Genomic DNA, 13,194 nt, shown 5'->3' on the forward strand with positions numbered 1-13,194 from the left:
ACATGTCAACCCTAAAACCCAATAAAAAGACTAAAAAACACACGAATTGTCGACACTATTAATCTAAAGTCGTATATAACTGGTTTTAAAATAAGCTGTCGCAGTAAAGTGTCGACATAAATTCAAAGTAGTTAATATGGTTTTAGCACTGAAAACACCTTATATAAATGCTATTATCGCGCTTTATTTTTTATAGTATGAGCTAACGCGTGAACGCCAACACTTTTATTCCTGAGCACTTTATTGACGACGTAAAAACCTATTTACCAGCGCATCTAAACTTAGATGACTTTTTAAATGCGTGTCGCAGGCCCCTCAGAAAATCTATCCGCGTTAATACATTAAAAATTAGCATTAAAGAATTTGTAAAACGTGCAGCTGAAAAAAATTGGTTACTAACCCCAATCCCATGGTGCAGTGAAGGCTTTTGGCTAGAACGCCCAAGCGATGAAGAGCAAAATCTAGCCCTAGGTAATACCGACTTACATTTAAGCGGTGCGATGTACGTACAAGAAGCAAGCTCAATGCTGCCGCCTATCGCCTTAAAGCAAAGTATTGAACTAGCAGACCCTCAAAACAATTATGTACTTGATATGGCATCAGCGCCAGGTTCTAAAACATCGCAGCTAGCAGCACTTATGAATAACCAAGGCGTGCTTGTTGCAAACGAGCTATCGTCATCTCGTTTAAAGGTACTTAGCGCTACATTAAAACGCATGGGTGTTGGTAACTGTGCGCTCTCGCATTTTGATGGCGTTATATTTGGCAGCTATATGTTTGAATGCTTTGATAGCATATTGCTAGACGCGCCATGCTCTGGCGAAGGCACTGTACGTAAAGACGCTGACGCACTAAAAAATTGGTCAATAGAATCAAACATACAAATTGCTCAAGTACAAAAAGACTTAATTAAAAGCGCTTTTTACGCATTAAAGCCAGGTGGCACATTAGTGTATTCAACCTGCACACTTACTCCGCTCGAAAACCAACAAGTATGCGATTATTTACTCAGTGAATTCGGTGACTACATAGCACCGCAATCCCTAAGCGACTTATTTGAAGGTGCAAGCAAGGCTACTACCGATGAAGGCTATTTACATGTATGGCCGCAAACGTTCGACAGCGAAGGCTTTTTTATTGCTAAATTTAAAAAGCACGCAAGTTGCAATAACCCAAATCAAACAGTAAAAAAAGGTGCATTCCCGTTTAACGAGTTTGATAAAAAGCAAAGTGCTGCGTTTATGCAATCGCTTAAAAAACACTTTGACCTAACGGCCTTACCTGGCAGTTTAATGCAGCGCGATAAAGAACTGTGGTTATTTCCTGAGGGGTTTGAAGCCGTACAAAATAAAATTAAGTACGCACGTTTAGGTATTCAAATTGGCATCATCCATAAAAATGGCGTAAGGCTAACGCATGAGTTTGCAACCGTGTTTGGCAATGAGTGTAAAACCAATGTATTTGCTTTAAATAACGAGCAAGCCAATGATTATTTTCAAGGTAAAGATATACGCTTAAGTGAAGTAACCCAAACAATAGGTGAAGTGGTATTAACATTGTGTGGATGCCCTATTGGCTTAGGGAAGTGGCAAAAAAATAAGATTAAAAATTCACTCCCTCGCGATCTAGTACAAAATACGCAGTTAATAAGCTGGAGCTAAACTAAAGTATAGAATATGCATAATTAATCTAATCCTTTATTGCCAAATGTAACTAAGTGGCAAAATTAGTTATGCTTTATTGAGTTGCTTTACTATAGTTTTAAGTACTTTCTTCTTCTCCCTAATGAACCAGAAAGTTTTTAGTTAACGCTAGACTCAATTTAGAGTCATTTTATTGCCCAGAGGTTTTTATAAGTCTTTGGGCATTTTTATTTACAGCCTATTTTATAAACAATACGACTTCTTACTTTCTCAAACGCTTTACCAAGCGTGCAAATTTACAGTTAACTTGTAGATGAACAACTTACTGTTCTTCTAAATCAAACTCAGTTAAATGCCCATCGCCATGAATCAGTTGGTAGCGGGCTAAGTTTCCTTGCTCTAGTGTTATTAAACTAATAGCTGAGTTGCTTACTAAGTATTTTTGCCCTTCGCCTATGGTTTGGTGCTTATCTACTTCCATGTGCCAACGTTTGGTAAAAAAGTTTAAGGGGCTTTTGGGGCCGTATAGAATTGAATCTAGTTTATCGAGTATGTTTATTAATTTACGCGGAAATTCGTTTTTAATACCGCTGGCGGTAAGTTGCCAAATTCGATTGGGGTGATCGCCAAAACGCTTTTGCACTGAAAAGCAAAATGAGTAATGTACATCACCCGATAAAATTAGCGTTTCGTTTGGGGTGTCGGTTCGTCTAAACGTATCGAGTAGCTTTTTGGCCGAGCCTTCGTGCGCCATCCAGTTTTCTACATCGACCATGAGCGGTTGGCCACATATATTAAAAGCAGCCTGTATGGCTTCTATTGATTTAACTCCAAATACAGGAGCTGGCGATACAATAATAACTTGGTCGTGGCTTAATAGGCTTTCTTCAAATTCTGTGAGACGTTCCCAATCAAGTAGACCTGAGGGCTCGTTAAAGTTTTGCTCATTTCGCCAGCGGTGCGTACGCGTATCTAGTACCACTACTTTAGGTATGGTGGTAAGTTCGTAATGCCAAAAACTAAAATCGTTTAGTGGTTTATCAAATGCTTTAAACTGCCAAATATTATTGTTGTTTTTACTTTGCTTAAACGCAGTTAAGAGCTCGCCCGTTTTATTTAGTGCATCGTTCCCCATACCTTGGAACAACCAATAGCTAATTAAGCCGTTATTAATGATTCGTTTACTACTTGGATTTTCATTTATAGCTTGCTCCCACCCTGCGGTGAGGTTCCAATCATCGGTTACATCATGATCGTCAAACATCATTAGTGTAGATACATTGGCAAACAACCGCTCCACTTCACTTAAGCCTTTTGCATAATCAATCAACGCTGCTTTTTCGGCGCTGAAAATAGTCTGATATTTTTGATTTTTTCCAGCGTATAGCGTGTTTTGTATATCGACGCACTGCCATGCAGCAGCACTAAAGTTTAATAAATAAAGTGCTATGTATTCTTCAAAGTGGATAAGGTGATTGTAAGCTTTTACACTTGAAAAGTGCGGTTCGTCTTTTTTTAGCCAGTAGCCCACACCTAACTTTGAGCGTTTTTGCCAAGGCGTTTTTGGTAAGAACAAATGGCGATTATAAAGTTGCTCATTTATATCGTCCGGTAGCTCAATGGCAAGTGGTTGCTCTTTATAGATACCTAAGGCTTTAATTAACTGATGAATAACTAACAACATGGGCCCAGCTACGTCATCGGCATAAACCTGATCACCGCTCAGTAATAACAATTGTGCGCCTTGATTATTATTACCGCGCTGAGTATTTTGCCAGTGACTTGCAGACACTAAGCTATCTTTTGCTGGGTGATGTGCATTACGGCACGAGCCATGCAAAATATCACTGAGTTTATTGGGGATTACAAATGCAGGCGTTGTTTGATTGCTATAGCACCAAGGCGATAAATCAATTATTGCATCGTCAATGATGAGCTCATAACTTAATAATTTATCTACAGGAAACAGATTTTCTACTGGTTTTATAACAATAAAATGCAGGTATAAATGCTGGCCTAAAGCAATTGTTTGTTGTTCGCTATAACACTCAATATTTAATAAGTTTATTTGGCAGCTAGCAGATTTGGAGGTAGCAAACTGAATACAGACTCCAGTTTGCTCTGCACGGCGCACCATTGACCCCATTAGTAAAATAGGAAGGTTAGCCGTGTGAGTAATCATGTATTTAGCCTTTAGCTGCTAATTTAAATAAAGAATAAAAGTTCTCGGTAGTGGCTTTAGCAAGTTCATTAAAGCTAATGCCTTTAAGCTCACTAATATAATAAGCAACATCTTCTACGTATGCTGGCTGATTAGTTTGCCCACGATACGGTACCGGCGCTAAATAAGGCGAGTCGGTTTCTATTAGCAATCTATCGAGCGGTATTTGTTTTACAACTTCTTTTAGCTCAATAGCATTTTTAAAGGTAACAATGCCCGAAATAGAAATATAAAAGCCCATGTCTATGGCTTTTTTAGCCATATCCCAGTCTTCGGTAAAACAATGCAGTACGCCACCGCAGTTTTCGGCTTTGTGCTCACGCATTAAATTAATGGTATCGGCGCGGGCATCACGTGTATGAATAATTAACGGTTTTTGTAATTCGTTAGCCACTTCAATATGCCCAACAAAGCTAGCTTGCTGCACTGCGTGAGTATCTTTTGAGTAGTAGTAATCAAGACCCGTTTCGCCAATAGCTACAACTTTTTCATGTGAAGCTAAGTCGATTAGTTGTTGTTTATTAAGGGCGTCTTTTTGATCAAGTGGATGTACACCGCATGAGGCTGATACATCGTCGTAATGCTTAATTTTATCAAGCATGCTTGGAAACTGATCAAGCGTTACGCTTACACATAAAAAGTGCTCTATTTGCTTTGCACGCGCTTTAGCAAGAACTTGGTCAAGGTTTAAGTCTAGTTTATCAAAATCAAGACGATCTAAATGGCAATGAGAATCTACAATCACTATAAGGCCTGTATTATGTTCAGGGTTTAAATTTGTTCTTTTAATTTATTATGTTAGCAATTAAAAGAACCCAATATAGGGCGGCGTTAATCTCAATGAAAAACCGACCCTATAACTACATGGTATATGTTTGATCGCCTGAGTTTAACATAGTCCCAAGCAGCTTTTCGATTTTAGCGTTTAGGTTTGTTTTATCATCTAAAAAGCTAATACCAATACCTGGAGGATTAGAGCTTTGTGCGCCTTGTGGTGTGATCCACGACACTTTACCTGTTACTACGTCATCTTCTAAGGCATCGGGCAAGGTCACTCTAAGTGCTAATGAATGCCCTGCTTCGTAACGCATATTAGTACGTACAAATAAGCCGCCTTTTTTTAAGTAAGGCATATAACAACGGTATAACTCGTCTAAATCGTCTATGTCTACTAGTAGTTCTTGCATGATTAATCCTTTTAAGAATTTCGCAATGTGTATGCTAATCGTGATACAGCAAGCGGTAAATTAAGGCCAAGTACTTGTGTGTTATTTTGTAAGAACTCGCCTAATGCATTTTGCGCACTTTGATAAGCGTCAAAACTCATGCCTTGCAGTAATTGCTGCTTTAGTTGCACGCTTAAAAATAAAGTAAATATGCGAACAAGTTCAGGCTGTTTATTTATTATATCGACTAACGCTTTGAAATTATGGCTTTGTTTAAACTCAGTTGCAAACTTATACAGTGTATCAATATTTTTTAGCTGGTCTTGCTGTTGCCAATGCTTTACTTGCAGCGGTTGGTTATAAAAAAGTGCTAGCCAACTATAGTTAGGTATATCTAATGTCTCTAGCCATTGCTGAGCAAGTGCTGTATTAGTTATTTTTACGTCACTTTTAGCACATCGACTTAAAATAGTTGCAGGGAGCTGTGCTGGTTGGCTTGTAGTTAATATTAAAAAGCGGCTATTGGTTGGCTCTTCAAGTGTTTTTAATAATGCGTTAGCAGCTGCAGTGGTCATTTTTTCGCAATTTTCGATTATCGCAACTTTATTGCCATTTTGCGCAGCTGAGTGATTCATAAAATCACTAATGCCGCGTATATCATCTACGCCTATGCTTTGCCCATCAACTTGCGTTAAACGCTTATCGGGGTGAGTACCCGCAAGAGTAAGTAAACAGCTTTTACACTGCCCGCAAGGTTTTAGCATACTATTTGGCGCTGCTACCTGCTTAGCAATATTTTGGCATAGCAAAGCATTACCAAGCTCATCACTTAATTCAAATTTACCTACGCCAACAGGCCCACAAAATAATTGCGCATGATGAAAACGCTCTGCGCGATAACTTTGTGCTAAACGTGCTTGAGTATCATGTAGCCAAGGCAATGGCATATTATTTTAAGCCTTCAAAAAATGAATGCAGTACATTGGTTATATCACGATGTACTTTATCAATACTTTGGTTTGCATCGACCGTTTTAATTGTGTTGTCGTCATTAGCAAGCTCTAAATAACGCATACGTGTACGCTGAAAGAACTCAATAGCTTCTTGTTCAATACGATCAAGCTCACCACGCCCTTTTGCACGTTCAAGGCCTATCACTGGGTCAATATCGAGGTAAATAGTTAAATCGGGTTTTAAGCCCTTTAATACCATTGAAGAAAGTGAAGCTAATGTATTTGAGCTAATACCACGCCCACCGCCCTGATAAGCCTGAGACGATAAATCATGACGATCGGCAAGTACCCATTGGCCTTTATCAAGCGCTGGGGTAATAACATTGTGCATTAACTGCGAACGAGCTGCGTACATAATAAGCAGCTCGGTTTCAAAGGCGATTTCTTCTTCATGTTCTGCTTTTACAAGCGTACGAAGCGATTCAGCCAATGGTGTGCCGCCAGGTTCGCGCACGTTAATGAAGTCTATTTTTTGTTTGTTTAAAAAGTCTTGGCATAGCGAAATAGCGGTTGATTTACCCGCGCCTTCTAGCCCTTCTATTACTATAAATTTTGATTTCATAAAACTTAATTCTTTTTATTTAATATATACGTTTTAACTGCCGCATTATGCTGCTTTAACGTGGTTGAAAATTGGTGGCTACCGGTACCATCGCCTTTTGCTACAAAGTAAACGTATTCACTTTGAGGCGGATTAACTGCTGCTAAAATAGCGGCTTTTGAAGGCATTGCAATTGGTGTTGGCGGCAAGCCATTAATGCGATATGTATTGTAAGGCGTATAATCGCGCAAATCTTTGTATTTAATATCGCCATCAAAATCGGCGCCTAGTCCGTATATTACGGTTGGGTCTGTCTGTAGGCGCATATTAGTGTTTAATCTATTAACAAACGCTGATGCAATTAGCGGACGTTCGCTAGCAAGACCTGTTTCTTTTTCAATAATTGAGGCCATTATAAGTGCTTCGTATGCTGTTTTGTAAGGGAGATCAGCTGCGCGCTGCTGCCAAGAATCGTCTAACGTTTGCTGCATTTTTTGTGCGGCACGTTTTAATACACTGCTTGCGGTATCGTTATTATGATAATGGTAAGTGTCGGGAAATAACCAACCTTCTAGATGCGTATTTGTACCCAGTATTTGTGTACTTAGTTCATCACTTTTTAAATCGTTTTGTAAATTATTGGCCTTTTTAATAGCACTTAGCACTTCACGTAAGTTTTGCCCTTCAATTATGGTAAAACTAAAGTTGATTTGCTGGCCTTGATTAATTTTTTTTACGTTGTTGATAACGCTATCGGCTGTTAGCTCGTAAAGCCCCGCTTTTAAATCGGTAAGTGTTGGGTCTAATTTGGCAATTACCTGATAACGCCAGCAACTCTCTACCCAGTTATTAGCTTGCCATTGCTGACATAACTTATTAAAGCCAGTGCCATGCTTAACTTCAAATTGTGTGTTTTTAGCTACCTTTAGCGGGCTATTTATTGTTGCTTGTAATTGCTGATAACCAATAGCAGTGGTTATAACAGCTAAAAAAAGTACCGATAAAATAACTTTTAACACTCAGCCTCCTTGGCTAATAATTTAGTTAATAATGCGTGGCTGTCGTCTGTATTAAATACTTGTTGCTCAATACGTTTAACAGGCACTGCTCCCATTAAGCTATTACACACAAATACGGCGTCTGCTTGGGTTAAGTCTTCTACTTTCACGCGTTTAAATTCAACAGGCAATTTATCACATAACGATTGTAGATAAACGCCCTTTATTCCGCACTCATCAAGCAATGGCGTAAACACACACTTATTTTTAATCGCAAAAATATTAGCGGCTGAAGCTTCTATTACATTATTGTTGTAATCGAGCACTAACACATCGTCGCAGTTTTGTGTTTGCATTGCTTTTTTAATTAATACTTGTTCTAGCCTGTTTAATGTTTTGAGGCCTGCTAAATAAGGCTGAGCAGCTAATTTAATCGGGCTTACTTCTAGGCTCACACCCTTTTTAGCAATCGCACTATAATTACTAGGGTAATCTAATACACTCAATAAAATAGTGACATTACACTCACTGGGTAGCCCATAACCACGTCCGCCTTCGCCGCGCGTTACCAGGATTTTAAGCACATTTAGCTTTGCGTTTTTTATGTAGTGAGTAATTTGGTTTTCAAGGCTAATAAAGTCTAACTCAGGAAAACCCAAGCGCTGTGCGCATTCAATCAAACGCGCTTTATGATAAGGCCAATACTGTACTTGCCCTTCAATAACCTTAGCCGTTGTAAAAAAGCCATCACCGTAATTTAAGCCCCTGTCACGCGTGCTTAAAGTGCTGTTTTGATCTGCTGCTATTATTGTTTGCATTTTGTTTGGCATATAAAAAAAGCCCAGTTAAACAACTGAGCTCTTATAATTTGATTCGTTGTTAAAAAAGATTATACCTTTTTAAATAGCAACGAGCCATTAGTACCACCAAAACCGAACGAGTTACACAGTGCAAAGTCTAACTTTGCATCACGTGCAGTGTGAGCGATATAATCTAAGTCACACCCTTCGTCTGGGTTATCAAGATTGATAGTTGGCGACACTTTTTGATCTGTCAGCGATAAAATCGAAATAATCGATTCAACCGAACCTGCAGCACCTAACAAGTGACCCATCATCGATTTAGACGAGCCTACCATTACATCTTTAGCTGCATTACCAAAAATAGACTTAACAGCCGCAGTTTCTGCTTTATCGCCTGCATTTGTAGATGTGCCGTGTGCGTTAATGTAACCAATTTGCTCTGCATTTACTTGCGCATCATTTAGTGCGTTTTGCATTGCAAGTGCCGCGCCCGCACCATCTTCTGGTGGTGACGTCATGTGGTACGCATCACCACTCATACCAAAGCCTACAAGCTCAGCATAAATTTTAGCGCCACGTGCTTTAGCATGTTCGTACTCTTCAACTACAACAACACCAGCACCGTCAGAAAGCACAAAGCCATCGCGGTCTTTATCCCAAGGGCGAGAAGCCGCTTGTGGATCGTCGTTACGTGTTGAAAGTGCACGTGCAGCATTAAAGCCACCCATACCAATTGGGGTACAGGCTTTTTCTGCACCGCCAGCAACCATTGCATCTGCATCGCCGTAGGCAATCATGCGCGCTGCATGGCCAATATTATGCAAACCAGTTGTACAAGCAGTTACAATTGAAATATTAGGACCACGAAGTCCATGCATTATTGATAAATGACCTGAGATCATATTAATAATGGTAGACGGCACATAAAATGGTGATAACTTGCGCGGACCACTGTTTAATAGCTTAATGTGATTTTCTTCGATAAGTGTTAAGCCACCAATACCAGAGCCCACGGCTACACCAATGCGTGCTGCGTTTTGCTCAGTAATTTCAAGGCCTGAATCTTTAAAGGCTTGAACACCCGCTGCAATACCGTACTGAATAAACAAGTCCATTTTTTTAGTATCTTTCGCTGACATGTATGCAGTTGCATCAAAGTCATTTATTAAACCAGCGAATTTAGTACCAAATTTTGATGTATCAAAGTGCGTTATTGTTTGAATGCCACTTTTACCATCTAATAAGCCTTGCCAGGTTGATTGAACATCATTACCTAGCGGCGTCAACATTCCTAAGCCAGTTACGACAACTCGACGTTTAGCCACGGTTTGCCTCCAATAAGGGGAATTTTACAAGGGGATGTCATACCCAAGCTACCTCAAAGTGCTAGTCCCAAAATAGATTAAAAACGCATAACACAATCAAAATTATTTTTTGCTAAAATTGAGCATTGAGTCTTAAGTCTTGAATCACGAACTTTGAGGTGGTTTGGATATAAAAAATTAAAGGCAGCGGATGCTGCCTTTAACGTGCGATTAATTACTCAGCGTGTGCTGTAACGTAATCGATAGCAGTTTGTACTGTAGTGATCTTCTCAGCTTCTTCATCTGGGATCTCAGTATCAAACTCTTCTTCAAGAGCCATTACTAGTTCAACAGTATCAAGAGAATCTGCACCTAGGTCATCTACGAAAGAAGATTCATTTTTAACTTCTTCTTCTTTAACACCTAGTTGTTCAATGATAATTTTCTTTACGCGTTCTTGGATATCGCTCATTCTTCTTTCCTTTATTAAAAACGCCAATGCGTTATTTTCAGATTGCGGCGTAGTTTACGCCGCATAATTCTCTGATTCAATGATTTGACCATAAATAATTGTCTGGTCAAACCTCTGAGTGTGTGTTTTGTCTTTTATCGCTTATTTTCGCAGCGATTTCAAGTATGTTTAAAGCAAGTTCACAAATAATTCAATGTTTTTGAGGTAACTTACTTAACTTTATCAAGTAGCAATGTGGGTACAATGGCTATTAAACCATGTACATCGCGCCATTTACATGCAAAGTTTCGCCTGATACGTACGCAGCCGCGTCAGATGCTAAATAACATACTGCAGCCGCAATTTCGTCAGGTTGACCTAAACGCCCTGCTGGAACATTTGCAAGCGTAGCTGCTTTTTGCTCATCAGTTAAGTTATCAGTCATGTCTGTTTGAATAAAACCAGGTGCGATAACGTTAACGGTAATACCACGTGATGCAACTTCGCGCGCTAGTGACTTAGAAAAACCAATTACACCCGCTTTAGCCGCTGCATAATTAGCCTGACCTGCATTGCCCATAGTACCCACTACAGAGCCAATGTTAATAATACGGCCTTTCTTTTTCTTCATCATTGGACGAAGTACCGCTTTAGATAAACGGAAAACTGAGCTTAAGTTGGTGTCGATTATATCGTCCCACTCAGTCTCTTTCATACGCATTAATAAGTTATCGCGTGTAATACCAGCATTATTTACAAGTACGTCAATATCGCCTAAATCTGCTTTTATTGCAGCAAGTGTTGCTTCTATTGATGCAGGATCGGTCACGTTTAATGCATAACCTTTACCGTTTTCACCTAGGTACTCACTAATTTTAGCAGCGCCTGACTCACTTGTTGCAGTACCTGCAACTTTAGCGCCTTGTGCAACTAATGTGTTTGCAATTGCTTTACCAATACCACGGCTGGCGCCAGTAATTAGGACAACTTTGCCTTCTAAAGAAAATAAATTAGACATTTTATATACTCTTATTTAGCTGCAGCGATTGAAGCGGCGTCGTTTACCGAACCACAAACCATTGCTTTATCAATTCGTTTAGCTAGTCCTGTTAATACTTTACCAGGACCAAATTCGTAGCTTTGTGTTACATCTTGTGCAACCAAGGCTTGTACTGTTTCTGTCCAGCGAACTGGGCTGTAAAGCTGGCGTACTAGTGCATCTTTAATTGCATCAGCCGACGCTTGTGCTTTTACATCAACATTATTAATTACATCACACTTAGGTGTATTAAATGTTAAAGCGGCTAAGTCTGCTGCTAGCTTGTCAGCTGCTGGCTTCATTAACTCACAATGTGACGGTACACTAACAGAAAGTGGTAATGCGCGTTTAGCACCTGCATCTTTACATGCTTGCGATGCTCTCTCTACTGCCGCTTTATGCCCTGCAATAACAACTTGACCAGGAGAATTGTAGTTAACTGGAGATACAACTTCACCTTGTGCTGATTGCTCACACGCTGTTTTAATTTCTTCATCGCCTAAGCCAATGATAGCAGCCATTGAGCCTACGCCTGCTGGTACAGCTTCTTGCATGTACAAACCACGGTTTTCTACAAGCTTTACAGCTTCGCTCAAGCTTAATACGTCGCTACATACTAACGCTGAGTATTCACCTAAGCTGTGACCCGCCATAACAACGTCTGTATCAGGGTTAGCTGCTAACCAATCACGGTAAATAGCAACACTTGCGGTTAGTAATGCAGGTTGTGTGCGGTGGGTTTGATTTAATTTTTCTTCTGGGCCATTAAGAACTAGCTCTGCTAAGTCGTAACCCAGTGCATTTGACGCTTCTGCGAATGTTGCTTTAACAATGTCAGAACTCTCTAGTAGCTCTTGTAACATACCAACGCTTTGTGAGCCTTGACCTGGGAATAGAAGTGCAATTTTTTGTGCCATACTTTGCTCTTTTTAATTAAACAAATAAATAATGAAATACACGGCACATCAATTATTGATTAACCGCCGTGTCTTTAGAATGTGTTTTTTCGAAAATAGCGGCTATTTTATCAGGAAGTTGACGTTCAACCTCTTTTACCGCTTCATCAATTGCTGCTTGAAATGCTTTAGCTGACGCATTTCCATGACTTTTAACGACAATACCGCGCAATCCTACCAGAGAAGCACCGTTATACTGGTCGGGGTTCACCCTTTTATAGAGTTTTTTTATTATTGGGCGCAATATAAACGCCATACATTTATATAAAAGGTGCTTTTCGAGTGCGGTTGTAAACTTATTCATAATAAGTTTGGCAATGCCTTCACATGTTTTAAGTGCCACGTTACCCACAAATCCTTCGCATACAATTACATCAGCCTTACCCGAAAAAATATCACTTCCTTCGCTGTAACCAATATAATTAATATGTGGGCTTTGCTGCATTAATTGTGCAGCTTGTTTAATGTCGTCGTGGCCTTTAATGTCCTCAGCGCCAATATTTAATAGACTAACGCGAGGATTATCTAAACCAAGTGCTTGCCCAGCAACAATAGAGCCCATAATGCCAAACTGATAGAGCATTTGCGCATCACAATGCACATTAGCACCTAAGTCGAGTAAGTATACTGGGTTTTGGCTTTCTGTAGGAACAGATGAAATGAGTGCGGCACGTTTAACACCTGGCAGCATTTTTAATACATAGTGAGCCATAAAAAATAGTGCGCCGGTATTACCGGAGCTGACACATGCTTGAGCCTCGCCCGATTTAACTAAATCAAGGGCAACACGCATAGATGAATCTTTTTTTGAACGCACAGCAATTGCAGGTTCGCAGGCATTAGTGACTATTTCACTACAGTGACGAATTATGAGTCTAGGATGAGGTAGAGAATCGAGGGATTCGAGTTCTTTAGATATAACGTGTTCATTGCCACATAAAATGAGAGTTAAATTGGCATGAGCATTTACCGCACAAACGGCAGCAGGAATAGATGAACGGGGGCCGTAATCGCCCCCCATCATATCTAACGCTATGGTTAGATCTTTCAGCATATAAG

At 39.8% G+C, this 13,194-nt stretch carries 13 protein-coding genes; 1 reads left to right on the forward strand and 12 read right to left on the reverse strand.

The features are described from left to right. The first annotated feature begins 209 nt into the window (after window positions 1-209). Entirely contained in the window at window positions 210-1,661 is a 1,452-nt protein-coding gene (gene rsmF / locus I6F49_RS07695) for a 16S rRNA (cytosine(1407)-C(5))-methyltransferase RsmF (RefSeq protein ID WP_197179578.1), read from the forward strand. A 304-nt stretch (window positions 1,662-1,965) separates the two neighbouring features. Here the strand turns inward: rsmF and I6F49_RS07700 are convergent, their stop codons facing one another. The 12 genes from I6F49_RS07700 to plsX form a co-directional block, all read right to left on the reverse strand. Further along, a complete protein-coding gene (locus I6F49_RS07700; RefSeq protein ID WP_197179580.1) occupies window positions 1,966-3,825 on the reverse strand; it encodes an alkaline phosphatase D family protein in 1,860 nt (619 codons plus the stop codon). Window positions 3,826-3,829: 4 nt separating this feature from the next. Further along, complete coding sequence (locus tag I6F49_RS07705; RefSeq protein ID WP_197179581.1) at window positions 3,830-4,609, reverse strand: TatD family hydrolase; 780 nt, start codon at window positions 4,607-4,609, stop codon at window positions 3,830-3,832. Between the two features lie 115 nt (window positions 4,610-4,724). Continuing rightward, entirely contained in the window at window positions 4,725-5,051 is a 327-nt protein-coding gene (locus tag I6F49_RS07710) for a PilZ domain-containing protein (protein WP_002962367.1), read from the reverse strand. Between the two features lie 11 nt (window positions 5,052-5,062). Next, window positions 5,063-5,977: a DNA polymerase III subunit gene (locus I6F49_RS07715; RefSeq protein ID WP_197179583.1), complete on the reverse strand. Its 915-nt coding sequence runs from the start codon at window positions 5,975-5,977 to the stop codon at window positions 5,063-5,065. Between the two features lies 1 nt (window position 5,978). Continuing rightward, on the reverse strand, window positions 5,979-6,605 hold the full coding sequence (gene tmk, locus I6F49_RS07720) for a dTMP kinase (protein WP_197179585.1): 627 nt from the start codon (window positions 6,603-6,605) through the stop codon (window positions 5,979-5,981). Between the two features lie 5 nt (window positions 6,606-6,610). Next, entirely contained in the window at window positions 6,611-7,603 is a 993-nt protein-coding gene (gene mltG, locus I6F49_RS07725; RefSeq protein ID WP_197179587.1) for an endolytic transglycosylase MltG, read from the reverse strand. After that, the gene (gene pabC / locus I6F49_RS07730; RefSeq protein WP_197179589.1) at window positions 7,597-8,412 is read right to left on the reverse strand and encodes an aminodeoxychorismate lyase; all 816 of its coding nucleotides are present in this window, start codon (window positions 8,410-8,412) and stop codon (window positions 7,597-7,599) included. Before pabC ends, mltG begins: the two co-directional genes overlap by 7 nt. A gap of 59 nt (window positions 8,413-8,471) precedes the next feature. Beyond that, on the reverse strand, window positions 8,472-9,710 hold the full coding sequence (gene fabF, locus I6F49_RS07735; protein WP_165727327.1) for a beta-ketoacyl-ACP synthase II: 1,239 nt from the start codon (window positions 9,708-9,710) through the stop codon (window positions 8,472-8,474). 214 nt (window positions 9,711-9,924) lie between these two features. Continuing rightward, entirely contained in the window at window positions 9,925-10,161 is a 237-nt protein-coding gene (acpP, locus tag I6F49_RS07740) for an acyl carrier protein (RefSeq protein ID WP_002962377.1), read from the reverse strand. Window positions 10,162-10,411: 250 nt separating this feature from the next. Beyond that, the gene (gene fabG / locus I6F49_RS07745) at window positions 10,412-11,158 is read right to left on the reverse strand and encodes a 3-oxoacyl-ACP reductase FabG (protein WP_165740127.1); all 747 of its coding nucleotides are present in this window, start codon (window positions 11,156-11,158) and stop codon (window positions 10,412-10,414) included. Window positions 11,159-11,169: 11 nt separating this feature from the next. Beyond that, a complete protein-coding gene (gene fabD, locus I6F49_RS07750; protein ID WP_197179591.1) occupies window positions 11,170-12,096 on the reverse strand; it encodes an ACP S-malonyltransferase in 927 nt (308 codons plus the stop codon). 52 nt (window positions 12,097-12,148) lie between these two features. Beyond that, complete coding sequence (gene plsX / locus I6F49_RS07755) at window positions 12,149-13,189, reverse strand: phosphate acyltransferase PlsX (RefSeq protein WP_197120176.1); 1,041 nt, start codon at window positions 13,187-13,189, stop codon at window positions 12,149-12,151. Window positions 13,190-13,194: the final 5 nt, after the last annotated feature.

This window comes from Pseudoalteromonas sp. SWN166 (assembly GCF_015864485.1).
In the GTDB taxonomy this organism is placed as follows: Bacteria; Pseudomonadota; Gammaproteobacteria; order Enterobacterales; family Alteromonadaceae; genus Pseudoalteromonas.

Bases quoted from the DNA above. Each gene is read 5' to 3' on its own strand.
- I6F49_RS07700 (WP_197179580.1), bottom strand. From the start codon at position 3,825: ATGATTACTCACACGGCTAACCTTCCTATTTTACTAATGGGGTCAATG.
- I6F49_RS07710 (WP_002962367.1), bottom strand. From the start codon at position 5,051: ATGCAAGAACTACTAGTAGACATAGACGATTTAGACGAGTTATACCGT.
- I6F49_RS07715 (WP_197179583.1), bottom strand. From the start codon at position 5,977: ATGCCATTGCCTTGGCTACATGATACTCAAGCACGTTTAGCACAAAGT.
- tmk (WP_197179585.1), bottom strand. From the start codon at position 6,605: ATGAAATCAAAATTTATAGTAATAGAAGGGCTAGAAGGCGCGGGTAAA.
- pabC (WP_197179589.1), bottom strand. From the start codon at position 8,412: ATGCCAAACAAAATGCAAACAATAATAGCAGCAGATCAAAACAGCACT.
- acpP (WP_002962377.1), bottom strand. From the start codon at position 10,161: ATGAGCGATATCCAAGAACGCGTAAAGAAAATTATCATTGAACAACTA.
- fabG (WP_165740127.1), bottom strand. From the start codon at position 11,158: ATGTCTAATTTATTTTCTTTAGAAGGCAAAGTTGTCCTAATTACTGGC.
- fabD (WP_197179591.1), bottom strand. From the start codon at position 12,096: ATGGCACAAAAAATTGCACTTCTATTCCCAGGTCAAGGCTCACAAAGC.
- plsX (WP_197120176.1), bottom strand. From the start codon at position 13,189: ATGCTGAAAGATCTAACCATAGCGTTAGATATGATGGGGGGCGATTAC.